This window comes from Pseudoalteromonas sp. K222D (assembly GCF_017653575.1).
In the GTDB taxonomy this organism is placed as follows: domain Bacteria; phylum Pseudomonadota; class Gammaproteobacteria; order Enterobacterales; family Alteromonadaceae; genus Pseudoalteromonas; species Pseudoalteromonas nigrifaciens.
In genome coordinates this window covers 111,360-126,621 of the sequence record NZ_JAGGDL010000007.1, presented here as the reverse complement: position 1 = coordinate 126,621, position 15,262 = coordinate 111,360, and the positions used below count along the sequence as shown (strand labels likewise).

Sequence of the window (15,262 nt, the reverse complement as noted above, 5' to 3'; positions counted from 1 at the left end):
TTAAGCCACAAAATGTATCAAAGTGGGCATGATTATAATGCCGTGACGCCATCATCTTGAAGACCTGCTCGACAGCACCTTCACCTAAGCGTTGTCTCGCTTGAACCATGGCACTAGGGGCAACTAGTTTCCCTTTACCTGGTAATGCGATGTCCATTTTAGAGGCTATATCCCAAACAGATTCATGACGAAATAAGCTCATACCAATCACAGACCAAACGACAGCATCGAGTGGTAAGCGACGTTTACGAACGGTGGCGACACCTGACTTTTTAAAAGCTTGGTTAAGTAATTCGGGATCTAATATGCCAGATAAGTTATCAAGCGTTGTAAATTCATCAGCAGATGAGAAAGTGGTTGAAAGAGCTGTTTGAATATCCATAAAAAAACCGTAATTAGCGAAACTAATTACGGATTATTCACGATCATTTAGATCGGTCAACCGATCAATTAACCTTAACTGATCGGCATTAGCGCCACTGCCGGCTTTTTTCATGCAGGGGATCACGCTATGTAAGCCTAAAAAGGTGCCGGTAATATTAATATCGATTAATTTACGAAACTGCTGCGGCTCTGTGGTTTCGAGCGTTGCGAACAGTAAAATCCCCGCATTATTAACTAAAATATCTATTTTTTGGTGCTTTTCTAAAGTTGCTGATACGATCGACTGCCATTGTAGCTCATCGGTTACATCGTGTGTCATTGGCGTAACCTTGTCGCCAAGCTCTTGCGCCATTTGGTTAAGCTCTTCAGTTAAAATATCAGTGGCTATAACAGTGGCTCCAGAGTCAACCAGTGCTTGGCATATTGCTCTACCGATACCCCGTGCGGCACCGGTAACTAAGGCGACTTTATTGGTTAAATGTGTAGCGTTTTTCATTGTTAGTTTCTCGCTTTAAAATAGTTGTAAGTATTATTGCTGAGGTTCTTGCTGAGCCATAAAAAGGCAGCAGCTTTAATTATGGTAATAAAATAGGGGCGAGTGCCCCTATGTTAAAAGTGTTAGTAGTTAGTAATTAGTGGCTATTAGCAGCTTAAGCCAGCTTTATAACCGGCACTAATTGCACCCTCTATATAGGCAACGTCATTACAATCACCAATGTCTTTTACTGTATGGCCAGCTGCAATTAAGCTGTTTGTTAAGCTATTATCAGTGGTAATACCCGTTGCCATTACTACGGTATCGGCAAGGCAGCTGCGGGGTTGCTCGTCCACTTTATAGTGCACAGCGTGGGTATCGATAGCAGTAACGTCTGCCTGAGTAATTAAAGTAACGCCTAATTGCCTAACATGATCAAGTACCCGCCAGCGCCTAACAATACTCAGCTCGATGCCTAAGTTACGTCCGGCTTCTATAACGGTCACTTCGCGGCCACGCTCAGCTAAAAACTCGGCCAGCTCTAAGCCCACTAAGCCACCGCCAACAATAGTGACGCGCTTGCCAAGTGGCATCCATAAATGCGATAAGCGTTGTAATTTATCTACGTGTTTTGTTAAGCCAAGGGTGTTGCCCGCTCCTAACATTAAGCGCTGTAGCGCGGTTAGCTTATTGCTAGTGTTAGTACTTACTTCGCCGGTAAGTAACTGTCTAAGTTGTTCGCCAGACCAAACGTGGCTTAACTCACAACCCTGTATGTCGGGCATGCCACGGCTGGCGCCGGTTGCTACAAACACTTCATCGGCATTTAGTGTGCTAATTAATTTCGGAGTCGCTGTGGTATTCAGTTTTACTGTAACCTTAGATTGGGCTAGTTGCCTTAAATGGTAGTCGAGTAACTTGCCATTTTCGGGATAGGCCAGCGCTGCAAAAAATAATGTGCCGCCTAAGCGTTTACTGCGCTCTAACAAGGTTACTTTATGGCCTCGTTCACTGGCGGTTACAGCAGCTTCTATGCCAGCAGGCCCGCCACCAATTATTACAATATGTTTGGGCTTATCGGTCATTATTACTTTTAGTTCAAATTCTTTACCTGTTGCCGCATTAACGGCACATTTAACCCGCTGGTTAATAAATACTTGACTTACGCATACATAGCAATAAATACAGGGACGAATGTCGGCTTCACGATCTGCGGTGAGTTTATTAGGCAGTTCGGGGTCGGCTAATAATTTACGTCCTATTGCAATAAAATCACACTTACCGCTGGCAATAGCTGCATCGGCAATATCGGGCTCTAAGCGGCCAACGGCAATTACCGGTATAGATACTTCTTTCTTCACTGCTGCAGCCCAATCTAAAAAGCCTGCTGGTTTATGTACTAGCGGCGCAGCGGTAAATGCAGAGCCTGTGGTTAATGTGGCATAAGCAGAAATACTAACGGCATTTACACCCGCTTGTTCAACCATTTTGCTCACTGCAATACAGTCCTCAAGGGTAATACCGCCAGGGGTGTTGAGTTCGTGCGCATCTAGGCGTACCCACAATGGAAAATCTTGACCAACACGTTCGCGTATTGCGGCAATTACTTCGAGTAATAAACGTGCGCGGTTTTCAATACTGCCGCCATACTCGTCATCGCGTTTATTATAGTAGCTTGATAAAAAGCCCGCCAAAATATACGAGTGCGCGCTGTGCAGCTCAATAGCATCAAAACCCGCTTGCTGGGCACGTTTTGCCGCTGCGGCAAACCATTCCACCATTTGGACAATATCGGCTTTTTCCATTACTTTTATGGTGATGGGTTTATCTGCTGGAGGTCTAACAAAGGTACTTAATTCTGTTGGTGTCACCGCTTGCATAATATCGCTTTGTGGTGGCGCAGGGGGCAGTGAAGGCACCCAAAGCTCGCGGCCTTCGGCTAAATCGCGTACTGCCGTTTTACCAGCATGCTGTAATTGCACCGCAATTTTTGCACCATGCTTATGCACCCGCTCGGTAAGTGCTTTTAATCCAGGAATAAACTCATCTTTAGAAATACCCACCTGATAAGGTTCGGCAGTTCCTGCGGGAAACGCAATAGCAATAGATCCCATAGTAATAAGGCCCACACCGCCTTTTGCTCTGGCTTCATAAAAAGCTTGAATACGCTCACTACAATGGCCATCAGGGTCAGCATAATTAGAGCCCATTGGCGCCATCATAATGCGGTTACGCAGTGTTAGTCCGCCTACTTTCCCTGGTTTAAGCAAGTGCTGATAATGTGACATAGATTATTACCTCTTATTATTTATGTTTTTTGAGGTGCTGTATTAGCCGTGTTGTAAAAAATCAATACAGCTGCTGTTAAACAGGCGTTGATGTTCTACTTGTACCCAATGACCACAACGATTAAGCATAATAAAGCGCGCTGTTGGTACGTTATCCAAAATTTTATGCATGCCTTGATGTGGATTAAATTTATCGTTAGTGCCCCAAAAGCCAAGCACTGGGCAGTTTAGCTCGCCAAGGCGTTCGGTCATGTTTGGCACCATCATAGTGCTAAATAAATTAGCGGGTTGAGTTACTGCCACTGCAGCGCGCTCTGCTAATATATCATCAGAAAGCACAGCTGAATCAAAAAGTTGTAACGACATTACTTCGCGCATTTGGTTAACACCCATAGGGCCGCGGCTGTATACTTCTACCATACGCACTATACCTTCCATCTCAAAGTAAGTTTCGCGCTCTTCAACACCACCCGGGGCCATTAAAATTAGGCGCTCTACCGTATCGGGATAATCAAGTGCTTGGCCCAGCGCAATAGCACCGCCTAAAGAGTTACCTAATAAAGTCACCTTAGGCAAATCAAGAGCGTTAATAAAACCATTTAGTGCTGTGACAAAAAAAGCTAAATCGTAATTAACGTCATCAGGTTTATCTGAGCGGCCAAAACCAGGTAAGTCGAGCACAATATTACGATAGCCCGCATCAGCAAATTCAGGATAATTGCCTTTAAAGTTACTAAAACCACTTGCTCCTGGGCCACTACCATGAAGCCAAATAACAATAGGGCCTTGGCCTTGCTCTAAATAATGTAATTTAAGGCCGTTTTCTAGGGTAACAAAGTGTCCCAGTGGTAACGGTAAATCCTGTGTTTGCTCTGGATTAGTTGTTTGCTGATTCAAAACTCTTACTCCTAATTTTGCCTTGCTAACAAGGTAATGAACGCTCACTACCTCTGCTTATTTGTATAGTTTTCCTACTCAATACTGCGTTGCTCGTTTGCTTAAAACATCGTCCATTTAGACCAGTGTTTTGTTTGTGCTGGTTAGTCTTATTGGACGATGCTGGTTTTTATTACATATCCCAGTATGAATTGGAAAATTAATATTGGTGCGACTGCAAATGTTGCTCTAGATACGCCAAATTGGCTTGAGAAAAGCAAGGGGATAAAAATGAAACATCAGGATCAAGTTGTGCTAGTAACAGGTGCAGGGCAAGGCATAGGCCAATCAATAGTAAGTTATTTTGCTGCTGCAGGCGCTAATGTCGCTGCGGTAGATATTAACGCCGATACATTAAATGCCAGCGTTAATGAATTAAATGCAAACGTTGCCGGCAATATTGTGGCTATTACTGCCAACATTGCAAAAAGCGACTCAGTACGTGATGCCATTGCCGCTGTAGTGGAAAAATTTGACCGACTCGATGCCATTATAAATGTGGCTGGTGTGGGTTCTATCGATGCATTTGTTGATACCCCAGATGAGCACTGGGATAAAGTGATTGCAGTTAACTTAACCGGTACTTTTTTATGTTGTCGTGAGGCGGCGAAAGTTATGCAAGCCCAAGGATCGGGTTGCATTATTAATGTTTCCAGCACGGCGGCATTAACCGGCGAAGGCCCAAGTCATTATTGCGCATCAAAAGCGGGTGTTATGGGGCTTACGCGTAGTATGGCACGCGAACTAGCGCCAGTGGGTATTCGGGTAAATACCATAGTACCAGGGCCAACCAATACACCCATGATGGCTGATATTCCAGAGGAGTGGACGCAGCAAATGATCGCGGCTATTCCATTAGCGCGCATGGGCGAAGGTGAAGACATTGCCAAAGTAGCGAGCTTTTTAGCGTGTGATGATTCTGGCTTTATTACCGGCCAAAATATCGCAGTAAATGGCGGCATGGCCTTTATTTAGGAGTGAATATGAGTGACTTAAGTTCAAGCCTTGAACAACGAATTGACCGCTTAGAGTCTATTGAGTCAATTCGTCAGCTCGCGGGTAAATACTCGTTGTCATTAGATATGCGTGACATTGACGCACATGTAGGCTTATTTGCTCCCGATGTACGTGTCGGGGGCGGGAAAAGCGGCCGAGCTCATTTAAAAGCCTGGGTTGATTCAACCCTGCGCGATCAATTTACCGGCACGTCGCATCATTTAGGGCAGCATATTATTGAGTTTGTTGATGAGAACAACGCCATTGGTGTTGTCTACTCTAAAAATGAGCATGAAACCGGGCGTGAATGGGTACTGATGCAAATGCTGTACTGGGACGATTATCAACGCATTGATGGGGTGTGGTATTTCCGCCGTCGTTTGCCATGTTATTGGTATGCCAGCGATATAAATTCAGCGCCAATTGGCGATATGAAAATGCGCTGGCCGGGTCGCGAACCTTACACCGGCACCTTTCATGATTTATTCCCATCATGGCAGTCGTTTTGGCAGCATCGACCTAACCCTGATGAGTTACCCGAAGTGGCAACTCCTGCGCCACTTGAACAGTTTTTGCGCACCATACGGGGTGATACCCCAGCACCTAAAATCCGCGTTCGTTGATTAACACCAAAGGAGATAATATGTTGGACAATAATAAAATTCCTTATGCTGGAAGTCTCGACAACGCGCCAGTATCTAGAGCCGCCACACAACAAAAAATGGATAAGCGCGCACTAGCAGTACGTTCGGTTAGTCCGTCGCAAAAGTACAGCATTGCCGACCGTCTTGAAGCGCAAGCAGCAGCACAAGGCGATGCGCCATTCTTAATTTATCAAGGAAAAAGCTACAGCTACAGTGAAGTAGATGCCCAAGCAAGTAAATTTGCAAAAGCAATACAGGCACGCGGCTTAATGGAAGGTGATGTGTGCGCGATTGCAATTGAAAATCGGCCGGAGTTTTTCTTTGCATGGTTTGGCTTAACCAAGCTGGGCGTAGTGGTCGCTTTTATTAACACCCAAGTACAAGGCAGCGTGCTTGAACATGCAATTAACACCACAGATGCCAATGTAGTTATTGTTGGTGAAGAGTGTGTGCAGCGTTTTATTGAAACACCAGAGCTGGCAAATAAGTCAATTTGGCTAGTAGGCGATGATGAAGTAGTTGATAAACCAGAACTTCCTCAGTGGATTGATAGCAGCTTTGATAGCGATGTTGCTGCGCGCAGTGGCACAAGTTGTAAGCAGGCACGTGGCTCAACGGTGGGCGAAACCCCAACCTTACTTATTTTTACCTCAGGCACTACCGGGTTACCTAAAGCGGCGATTTACAGCCATATGCGTTGGTTAACCTCGGGTGATGTGATGGTTGAAACCATTGACGCCACACCAAATGACGTATTTTATTGTTGTTTACCTTTATACCACGGCGCTGCAGCCACCTCGGTGACTTCAACTGCGCTAGCGGCGGGGTCAAGCATAGTGGTTAGGCGTAAATTTAGTGTTAGGCAATTTTGGGATGATATTCAATCGCATAACATTACCGTTTGCCAATACATAGGTGAGATTTGCCGCTACCTGCTTAACTACGCCGAGGCCACGGGAATTAAGCCAAAAGATCATCAACTGCGCTGCATGTTAGGCGCCGGTTTAACCGAAACCAGTTGGCATCGTTGGCTTGAGTACTTTGGCGAAATGGACGTGCTAGAAGGGTGGGGATCTACCGAAGCGAATACTAACTTACTTAATTTAGATAACTATATTGGTTCGTGTGGTCGCGTGCCGCGCTGGGATCGCACCAATTTTAGGTTAGTGAAGTTTGACACCGAAACCGAAACCCATGTTAAAGATGCGAACGGCCACTATGTACTTTGCCAACCCGGCGAAGTAGGGGAAGGGCTGGGAATGATAATTAACATGCCTGATTTTGGTGGCGGGCGCTTTGAGGGCTATACCTCAAAACAAGGCACTGAGCAGAAAATTTTACGCAATGTGTTTCAGCAAGGTGACGCCTATTGGCGCTCGGGCGATTTACTGCGCTACGATGACAACGGTTATTTTTATTTTGTAGATCGCATTGGTGATACCTATCGCTGGAAAAGTGAAAATGTATCATCGCAAGAAGTGGCTACCGCTTTGGCTGAATACGATGGCGCCGAGCTGGTTAATATTTATGGCGTACAGGTTCCTGAAAATGAGGGACGAGCAGGTATGGCGGCCATTGTTATGCAACCAGGGCGGCAGTTTGATCCACAAGTGTTTTATGCTTTAACCATAGAAAAAGTGCCTAATTACGCCGCCCCTCAGTTTATTAGGGTAAGCAAAGCCGCCGACATGACATCAACCTATAAACTGCGTAAAGTCGACTTACAAAAACAAGGTTATGACCCAGTAGCGTGTAATGAGCCAATTTACATACGTAACGATAAGTTAGGCTGCTACCAGCCATACTGTGAAAGTGCGTTGCAAGCGGCAGGATTTTTACCGTTCTGTAGCAATCAGGAGGAAAAATAATGGGCTTAGCAGGAAACGCCGCGATTGTTGGTGCGGCGCAATATAAACCAGAGAAATACCAAACCGCGCCGCAAATGTTTCATTTAGAACAAGTGGCCGACTTAGCCAATCAAGCATTATTAGATGCTGGGCTACAAAAAAGTGATTTAGATGGTTTGGTTATTAATGGCCCACATTTTCACGAGGCCTCAGTATTTGTGCCGGCAATGGCCGCAGAATATTTAGGAATAGAAGTAAACTTTGCCGAAGTAGTTGATTTAGGCGGCTGTACCGCAGTTGCACAAATTTGGCGTGCAGCGGCAGCGATTGAGCTGGGGTTATGCCAAGCGGTACTGTGTGTTATTCCCGCTCGCATGGCACCAATGGCACCAAATGAAGACCCAGCTTGGATGGCGCAAGCTATGCGCTATGGCGGCCACAGTACGGCATTTGGCGCACCAGAAGCAGAGTTTGATTTGCCCTATGGTCACATGGGACAAAACACCGGTTATGCAATGATTGCACAGCGTTACGCAGCGCAATATGGGTACGATCAAGCGGCTATGGCTAAAATAGCAGTCGATCAGCGCTTTAATGCGCAATACCACAATGACGCTATTTTTAAAAGCAAAGAGCTAACAATTGCAGAGGTATTAGCTTCTAAAATGGTAGCCGACCCACTGCATGTACTAGAAATAGTCATGCCGGTATCGGGTGGCGCGGCGGTTATTGTGGCCTCTAAAGAAGTGGCTGCAAGAGCGAAAAAACGCCCTGCATTTATTACCGGTTTTGGTGAGCGTTTATCATTTAAATCGCCATCGTATGCGCAAGATATGACAGTGACGCCAGTTGCCGAAGCCGCAAAGCGTGCGTTTACTATGGCCGGGCTGTCGCCTAAAGATATACATGCAGCGCAAATTTATGATTGTTACACCATTACTGTGTTGTTATCACTTGAAGATGCTGGCTTTTGTCCTAAAGGGGAAGGCATGCGCTTTATTAAAGAGCATAACCTCACCTTTAAAGGCGACTTTCCGATGAACACCCACGGCGGGCAACTTAGTTTTGGCCAAGCTGCAGCAGCGGGCGGTTATTCTCAAGTTATTGAGGCTTTCCATCAAATTTCAAACTCTGCCGATCAACGACAGCTAAAAAGGTGTGACAATGTATTTGTTAGTGGCACCGGTGGCGTGATGAGTGAGCAGGGCGCATTGATATTACAAGGAGGCTAGTATGGCAACGTTAAAACCTATGCCAGTCGCAACAAAAATTTCTGCACCATTTTGGCAGGCGCTAAAAGAAAATCAGTTAAAAATTCAGCAATGTAAGCAGTGCGAAGGGTGGGTGTTTTTTCCACGTAATCATTGTAGTCATTGTTTAGCGCATGAGCTGCAGTGGCAACAAGTGAGCGGTGAGGGCACCTTATATTCATACACCCTTACACGTATTCCAACTATGCCAGAATTTAGTGACGAAATGCCGCAAGCATTAGCCGTGGTCGAACTAGCTCAAGGCGTTCGTATCAATACCACGTTAATAGATGTGGCAGAGCAAGACATTAAAATAGGCATGCCTGTTAAAGCGGTGTTTGATAAAGTGAGTAGTGATGGCGATACCTTGCTACGTTTTACCTCTATTAATAATGCCGGTGGTGTGCGTGAATATATTAATCCGCTCAATGGGCTTGAACGCAACGACAAAGGGCAAGTACAAGTACCGCTAAGTAACCTTGCTGCGCTTTATGCACTGGCCGATAATAAATATACCGACTGGAGTAATGTGGTTGTTGTTGATCAAGACCTGATTAACGCTTTTGCCGATTTATCGGGGGATGATTACTGGTTGCATACCGATCCTGAGCGCGCAAAAACAGATAGCCCGTTTAAAACCACCATTGCCCATGGCTCGTTAGTACAAGTGCTGCAGTCGCGTTTAACGATTGCACTACCATTTGAAATTATCGGCTTTAATAATATGGTTAACTATGGCTCAAACCGTTTACGTTTTCCTGCGCCAGTGCCTGCGGGCGCAACTATTTATGGCCGTAGTAAGGTAAAAGACATTAGCGTGTCGCACAAAGGGGTGCAATTAACCCTAGAAATGAACATTCATGTGGTTGGCAATGATAAACCAAGTGTGATCAACGATTTGGTGATCCTGTATCGCTAAACACTGTAAATAATTTGGTAAATATAAAGCCGCTGAGCAACATTATTGCTCAGCGGCTTTTTGTTTTTTTAGTTTTAAGCTTATGACTCTTAATGCTTTTTTTTCGTTTTTTTGGTTAGTCTCAATGGACGATGAAGCATTAGTAATTTGCCCTAATAATGAACCTAATCACAATTTTGTAAGAGAGGGTTCATGGATATTCGCGCATTAGGTTATTTCGTAGCACAGACTGACGCTCCACAAGAGTGGCAACACTACGCAGAGCAAGTATTAGGGATGATGACGGCGCCAACTGACGACGGTGGATTCTACATCAAAATGGATGAGCGCCCATACCGCATGTTGGTTATACCCGGCGCAGACAAGCGCTATTTTGCCTCTGGTTGGGAACTAACAGGTGCGAAAGCTTACAACAATGCTAAACAAACATTACTTGATAAAGGCATTGCCTTTGAAGAGGCTAATAAAGCCTTATGTGAGCAGCGCCGCGTACAAAATATACTCATAGTTAATGACCCTGCGGGTAATCGCCACGAGCTTTATTGGGGTCATGTTTCAGACTGCCAACCGTTTACTTCTCCTCAAGGTGTACCCGCTTTTATTACCGGCGACATGGGCCTTGGCCACACGGTATTACCTGCGCCAAATTTTGATGAAACCTTTGCGTTTTTAACCGACGTATTAGGGTTTGAATTATCAGACTTATTTAACTTTAAACCTGCACCAGAGGCCGATCCAATTCGCATTTACTTTATGCATTGTGGTAACGCACGTCACCACAGTTTAGCTATTTGTGAATTTCCGGTACCAAGCGGTTGCGTGCATGCCATGGTCGAAGTTGAAAACATGACAGAAGTAGGCCGCGCTCACGACAGACAACAACAACATCAAGTACAGCTGTCGGCCACTTTAGGTCAGCATCTTAACGACAAAATGACCTCATTTTATATGAAAACACCATCAGGCTTCGATTTAGAGTATGGCTTTGGTGGTCTGCAAGTTGAAAACTGGGAAGAGCATTGCGCTTTTGAATTTAGCCGAGTGAGCCTGTGGGGCCACGATTTCTCAGTAGGAGAAAAATAATGAATAAAGTAAAAACAACAGCGCAAATGGTGGCTGAACTAAGTGATGGCATGACAATTGGCATTGGTGGTTGGGGCCCGCGCCGTAAACCTATGGCACTTATTCGCGAAATTATAAAATCGGATCTTAAAGATCTTACGATTGTGGCGTATGGCGGTGCCGATGTGGGCATGTTATGCGCAGCTGGCAAAGTAAAAAAATTAATCTTTGCGTTTGTATCGTTAGACTTTATTCCACTAGAACCTTTTTTTCGTAAAGCCCGTGAACACGGCGAGCTTGAGCTAATGGAAATTGACGAAGGTATGTTGTTACTTGGCCTTCGTGCTGCGGCATGGGGTTGTCCTTATATTCCAACTCAAGTTGGTTTAGGGACAGATGTACTTACCCACAACCCAGATATTCAAGTGATTTATAGCCCCTATGACGATAAAGAATGGGTGGCAATGCCAGCGCTTAAACTCGACGCTGCATTGGTACATGTTGATCATGCTGATGAGCGTGGTGTTTGCCAGATTTCAGGTCCTGATCATTACCTAGACGATTGGTTTGTACGCGCAGCAAATAAAAGCTATGTCACCTGCGACAAGCTGGTTAGCAGCGATCATTTTTATGATCGCACAGCGGCAGATAAAGTATTTTGGGAACGCAGCTTAACAACAGCCGTAAGTGAAGTACCTGGTGGCGCGCATCCAAGCAGTTGTCCGCCATTTTACGGCATTGATAATAAACATTTGCTGCAATATAACAAATACGCAAAAGAAGGCGGCTTTAGTGCTTACTTTGATGAATTTATTAACAATAAATCAGAGCAAGAGTATCAAGCTAAATTAGGCGGCATCGATGCGATCCGTCAAATCCCTAACACAAGTTACTAAGGCAGGACATTAAAATGACAGCAACTCAATACAGCTTGGCAGAATTAATGATTTGTGCCGCAGCAACCGCATTTGATAACGATGGTGAAGTGCTTGCCACCGGCATTGGGGTTATTCCGCGTTTAGCGGCGAGTATTTCTATGAGTACTAACAACCCAGATTTAATGATGACAGACTCAGAAGCCTACTTACTGAGTGAGCCAAATCCGATTGGCGCACGTGGCGATGATTTTGTACAGCGTAACGAAACATGGATGGGTTTTTCACGCATTTTTGACAATGTGTGGAGCCGTAAACGCCACGCCATGATAGGGCCAACGCAAATTGATAAGTACGGGCAAAGTAATATTTCAGCCCTGGGGGGCGACTACGACAAACCTAAAATACAAATGTTAGGCGTACGTGGTTTACCGGGTAACTCAATTAGCCATGCTAACTCGTTTTTTGTGCCAAGCCACAGTAAACGCGTATTTGTAGAGCAAGAATGTGATGTGGTGTGCTCAATTGGTTACAACCCAGCACGTTTGCCAAAAGGTTATCAGCTATCGGATGTCGATATTCGTTTAGTGATCACCGATATTTGTGTAATGGATTGGCAAGGTCCAGAGCATCAATTGCGTTTAGTGAGCGTTCACCCTGGTGTGAGTGTACAAGAAGTAATTGAAAAAACAGGCTTTGAAATTCACGTTGAGGCAAACACCCCAACCACACCAGCGCCTACAGCTGAGCAGTTAGCGTTAATTGCTAAATTGGATCCGCACAATATTAGAGCTAAACAGCTAAAAGACAACCCACCGGGTGTACGCCCAGAGGAGTCGTAATGAGTGAAGTTCAAACAATAGATGACGTAGTGTTATACGAAGTTCGCGCTCAAGTGGCGGTTATTACCATGGATCGTCCTGAATATAACAACGCGCAAAACTCGCAAATGACCTACGCGCTAGATAAGGCTTTTCAGCTTGCGTGTAACGACGACGAAGTAAAAGTAATTGTACTTGCCGGCAACGGCAAGCACTTTTCTGCCGGCCATGACATTGGCACCCCTGGGCGCGATGTTGATAAAAGCTTTGATCGTACTAACCTTTTTTACGATCACGCTAATAAGCCCGGCGGTGAGTTTTTATATGCCCGCGAGCACGAAGTGTATTTAGGAATGTGCCGTCGCTGGCGCGATTTACCTAAGCCAACGATTGCTATGGTACAAGGTGCCTGTGTGGCTGGTGGCTTAATGTTGGCGTGGGTATGTGATTTAATTATTGCCGATGACAAAGCATTTTTCTCTGATCCGGTCGTGCGCATGGGCATTCCTGGGGTTGAGTATTTTGCGCATGTGCACGAGCTTAATCCACGTATTGCCAAAGAGTTTTTATTTACGGGGGATCGTATGTCGGCAGACCGTGCTTATCAAATGGGCATGGTGAATCGCGTAGTGCCGAGGGATAATTTAGAAGAGACGACCTTTACTTTAGCTAATCAGATTGCACAAATGCCACGACTGGGTTTGCAATTAACTAAGCAAGTAATTAATAACGCCGAAGATTTAATGGGTAAACGTTCAACCATGGATATGGCGTTTGGTTTGCATCATTTTGCGCATGCGCATAACGAAACAATATCGGGTGACCGCTTAGGTGGCTTTGACGCGAAAGCGATGGCTCAAGCCAATAAATCAGCAGCCAAGGAAAAATAAATATGAGCACAGAGCACAATAATGCCGATGGCCGCTGGAATACGCCGTTAACAGAGGCACTGGGCTGTCGTTATCCGATTATTCAAACGGCGATGGGCTGGGTCTCTGATGCAAACTTAGTAATAGCAACAACGCGTGCGGGCGGTTTTGGTTTTTTAGCTGGCGCGACGATGAACACTGAAGAAGTGGAAAGTGCCATAAAAAAAGTAATTGCTGCCACAGGGACCAGTAATTTTGGTCTTAATTTTCATATGTTTCAAGAAAACGCGCAGCAATGTCTTGATTTAGCTATTAGTTACAAATTGCGTGCGGTGAGCTACGGACGCGGCCCCGATAAAGCCACTATTGAGCGACTCAAAGCGGCAGGTGTGCTGTGCATTCCCACCGTAGGCGCAGTAAAGCATGCAGTAAAAGCGGTTGCCATGGGCGCCGATATGATCACCATTCAAGGCAGTGAAGGGGGCGGTCATACTGGCAGCGTACCGAGCACTATTTTGTTACCGCAAGTGTTAAATGCGGTGTCGGTACCAGTAATTGCCGCAGGGGGCTTTTCGTGCGGGCGTGGTTTGGCCTCAGTATTAGGCGCAGGCGCTGCAGGTATGGCAATGGGCACGCGCTTTTTGCTGACCTGCGATGCACCCACGCCAAAAGTCACCCAGCAGCGTTATCTTGATACTAAAGACAGTGCCGATATTCGCATTTCTACCGCGGTAGATGGCCTGCGTCACCGGATGATCAACACGCCATTTATTGATGATTTAGAGCGCTCGGGTGGTGTTAAGCGCTTATGGTTGGCACTAAAAAGTGCGCGCCATTGGCAAAAAGAAACCGGCATGACATCGCTGCATATGCTCAAAGTGTTTTTTAATGGTCTGCGTGAAGATCCTAAAGCCGCAGCAACATTAGTAATGTCGGCTAATCAACCAGTGTTAATTAAAAAGTCTATGGTTGAAGGTAAACCCGACGAAGGTATTTTACCCAGCGGCCAAGTGGCGGCGGTAATAAATAACTTACCTAGCGTTGAGACACTAATAAACGAAATTATCGCTGAGGCAGACACCTGCCTTGAGCAATTGTTAACCCACCGGACTAACCGGTCAGTCGAAGAAGAGGCCTAAGCTATGAACCCAGCATTTAAAAGCCATATCGAAAACGGTATCGCCGAAATAATTATAAATAAAGCACCGGTAAATGCACTCGACAGTGCTGAATGGCAAGCGCTCGCCGACCTGATCAACAGTATTGGTAAAAATTTGGCAGCACGGGTATTAATTATTCGCTCAGAAGGGCGTGGTTTTTGTGCCGGTGTTGATATTAAAGAGTTGGACCAATACCCAGAGCGTATTGTTAGCGTTAATGCTGGCAATTACGAAACGTTTAAAGCGGTACATTTGTGCCCAATACCAGTAATAGTTGCACTGCATGGTTATGTGCTGGGTGGCGGTATTGGTATTACTGGTGCGGCCGATATTGTGGTGGCGTCAGAATGTACCACTTTTGCGCTACCAGAAGTAGATCGTGGCGCTATGGGCGGCGGCGCGCATTTACAGCGCTTATTTCCGGTGCAAAAAGTACGTTATTTGTTTTTTACTGGCGAAACTATTTCGGTACAAGATGCCGATAAATATGGTTTTATTGAACGCATTGTACCTAAAGAGCAGTTACGCGATACCGCGCTGGAAATTGCCAGCAAAATTGCAGCAAAAAGCTCCGATATGATCCGCATTGCTAAAGAAAGCCTAAATGGTATTGAAGACGGTGACCTAGAAGCTAAATACCGTTGGGAGCAAGGGTTTACGCTACAAGCTTATACCAGCCCAGATTCTGCTGAAACCCGCCGCGCGTTTGTAGACAAACGCGAAGCGAATTTTTGAG

The 15,262-nt window shown here is 45.5% G+C and carries 15 protein-coding genes; 11 read left to right on the top strand and 4 right to left on the bottom strand.

The window, feature by feature from the left end; all coding sequences use genetic code 11:
* The 4 genes from J5X91_RS06035 to J5X91_RS06020 all read right to left on the bottom strand — a co-directional run.
* Positions 1 to 382: transposase domain-containing protein (locus J5X91_RS06035; RefSeq protein WP_208834250.1), on the bottom strand; the 382-nt coding region annotated here is incomplete at its 3' end.
* 33 nt (positions 383 to 415) lie between these two features.
* A complete protein-coding gene (locus J5X91_RS06030) occupies positions 416 to 880 on the bottom strand; it encodes an SDR family NAD(P)-dependent oxidoreductase (RefSeq protein ID WP_208834249.1) in 465 nt (154 codons plus the stop codon).
* A gap of 146 nt (positions 881 to 1,026) precedes the next feature.
* Entirely contained in the window at positions 1,027 to 3,147 is a 2,121-nt protein-coding gene (locus J5X91_RS06025) for an FAD-dependent oxidoreductase (RefSeq protein WP_208834248.1), read from the bottom strand.
* Positions 3,148 to 3,189: 42 nt separating this feature from the next.
* Positions 3,190 to 4,044 (bottom strand): alpha/beta hydrolase, encoded by an 855-nt coding sequence (locus tag J5X91_RS06020; RefSeq protein WP_208834247.1) that lies wholly within the window; start codon positions 4,042 to 4,044, stop codon positions 3,190 to 3,192.
* A gap of 270 nt (positions 4,045 to 4,314) precedes the next feature.
* Between J5X91_RS06020 and J5X91_RS06015 the strand changes: the two genes are divergently transcribed.
* From J5X91_RS06015 to J5X91_RS05965, 11 genes are all read left to right on the top strand, one after another.
* Positions 4,315 to 5,058, top strand: a complete 744-nt coding sequence (locus J5X91_RS06015; protein ID WP_208834246.1) for an SDR family oxidoreductase — start codon at positions 4,315 to 4,317, stop codon at positions 5,056 to 5,058.
* Between the two features lie 8 nt (positions 5,059 to 5,066).
* A complete protein-coding gene (locus J5X91_RS06010; protein ID WP_208834245.1) occupies positions 5,067 to 5,702 on the top strand; it encodes a nuclear transport factor 2 family protein in 636 nt (211 codons plus the stop codon).
* Between the two features lie 20 nt (positions 5,703 to 5,722).
* The gene (locus J5X91_RS06005; protein WP_208834244.1) at positions 5,723 to 7,591 is read left to right on the top strand and encodes a long-chain-acyl-CoA synthetase; all 1,869 of its coding nucleotides are present in this window, start codon (positions 5,723 to 5,725) and stop codon (positions 7,589 to 7,591) included.
* Positions 7,591 to 8,802, top strand: a complete 1,212-nt coding sequence (locus J5X91_RS06000; RefSeq protein WP_208834243.1) for a thiolase family protein — start codon at positions 7,591 to 7,593, stop codon at positions 8,800 to 8,802. The genes J5X91_RS06005 and J5X91_RS06000 overlap by 1 nt, the downstream gene beginning before the upstream one ends.
* A gap of 1 nt (position 8,803) precedes the next feature.
* Positions 8,804 to 9,739, top strand: a complete 936-nt coding sequence (locus J5X91_RS05995; protein WP_011327591.1) for an OB-fold domain-containing protein — start codon at positions 8,804 to 8,806, stop codon at positions 9,737 to 9,739.
* A gap of 192 nt (positions 9,740 to 9,931) precedes the next feature.
* Positions 9,932 to 10,822: a VOC family protein gene (locus tag J5X91_RS05990; RefSeq protein WP_011327592.1), complete on the top strand. Its 891-nt coding sequence runs from the start codon at positions 9,932 to 9,934 to the stop codon at positions 10,820 to 10,822.
* Positions 10,822 to 11,697, top strand: a complete 876-nt coding sequence (locus J5X91_RS05985; protein ID WP_208834242.1) for a CoA transferase subunit A — start codon at positions 10,822 to 10,824, stop codon at positions 11,695 to 11,697. The genes J5X91_RS05990 and J5X91_RS05985 overlap by 1 nt, the downstream gene beginning before the upstream one ends.
* 14 nt (positions 11,698 to 11,711) lie before the next feature.
* The gene (locus J5X91_RS05980; protein ID WP_011327594.1) at positions 11,712 to 12,518 is read left to right on the top strand and encodes an acyl CoA--acetate/3-ketoacid CoA transferase subunit beta; all 807 of its coding nucleotides are present in this window, start codon (positions 11,712 to 11,714) and stop codon (positions 12,516 to 12,518) included.
* The gene (locus tag J5X91_RS05975) at positions 12,518 to 13,387 is read left to right on the top strand and encodes an enoyl-CoA hydratase (RefSeq protein WP_011327595.1); all 870 of its coding nucleotides are present in this window, start codon (positions 12,518 to 12,520) and stop codon (positions 13,385 to 13,387) included. The genes J5X91_RS05980 and J5X91_RS05975 overlap by 1 nt, the downstream gene beginning before the upstream one ends.
* A 2-nt stretch (positions 13,388 to 13,389) precedes the next feature.
* Complete coding sequence (locus J5X91_RS05970; RefSeq protein WP_208834241.1) at positions 13,390 to 14,505, top strand: nitronate monooxygenase; 1,116 nt, start codon at positions 13,390 to 13,392, stop codon at positions 14,503 to 14,505.
* 3 nt (positions 14,506 to 14,508) lie between these two features.
* Entirely contained in the window at positions 14,509 to 15,261 is a 753-nt protein-coding gene (locus tag J5X91_RS05965; RefSeq protein WP_208834240.1) for an enoyl-CoA hydratase family protein, read from the top strand.
* Position 15,262 lies beyond the last annotated feature (1 nt).

What these genes read in the sequence shown, in the direction of transcription:
- J5X91_RS06030 (WP_208834249.1), bottom strand. Translation starts at nt 880, where the DNA reads ATGAAAAACGCTACACATTTAACCAATAAAGTCGCCTTAGTTACCGGT.
- J5X91_RS06025 (WP_208834248.1), bottom strand. Translation starts at nt 3,147, where the DNA reads ATGTCACATTATCAGCACTTGCTTAAACCAGGGAAAGTAGGCGGACTA.
- J5X91_RS06015 (WP_208834246.1), top strand. Translation starts at nt 4,315, where the DNA reads ATGAAACATCAGGATCAAGTTGTGCTAGTAACAGGTGCAGGGCAAGGC.
- J5X91_RS06010 (WP_208834245.1), top strand. Translation starts at nt 5,067, where the DNA reads ATGAGTGACTTAAGTTCAAGCCTTGAACAACGAATTGACCGCTTAGAG.
- J5X91_RS06005 (WP_208834244.1), top strand. Translation starts at nt 5,723, where the DNA reads ATGTTGGACAATAATAAAATTCCTTATGCTGGAAGTCTCGACAACGCG.
- J5X91_RS06000 (WP_208834243.1), top strand. Translation starts at nt 7,591, where the DNA reads ATGGGCTTAGCAGGAAACGCCGCGATTGTTGGTGCGGCGCAATATAAA.
- J5X91_RS05995 (WP_011327591.1), top strand. Translation starts at nt 8,804, where the DNA reads ATGGCAACGTTAAAACCTATGCCAGTCGCAACAAAAATTTCTGCACCA.
- J5X91_RS05990 (WP_011327592.1), top strand. Translation starts at nt 9,932, where the DNA reads ATGGATATTCGCGCATTAGGTTATTTCGTAGCACAGACTGACGCTCCA.
- J5X91_RS05985 (WP_208834242.1), top strand. Translation starts at nt 10,822, where the DNA reads ATGAATAAAGTAAAAACAACAGCGCAAATGGTGGCTGAACTAAGTGAT.
- J5X91_RS05980 (WP_011327594.1), top strand. Translation starts at nt 11,712, where the DNA reads ATGACAGCAACTCAATACAGCTTGGCAGAATTAATGATTTGTGCCGCA.
- J5X91_RS05975 (WP_011327595.1), top strand. Translation starts at nt 12,518, where the DNA reads ATGAGTGAAGTTCAAACAATAGATGACGTAGTGTTATACGAAGTTCGC.
- J5X91_RS05970 (WP_208834241.1), top strand. Translation starts at nt 13,390, where the DNA reads ATGAGCACAGAGCACAATAATGCCGATGGCCGCTGGAATACGCCGTTA.
- J5X91_RS05965 (WP_208834240.1), top strand. Translation starts at nt 14,509, where the DNA reads ATGAACCCAGCATTTAAAAGCCATATCGAAAACGGTATCGCCGAAATA.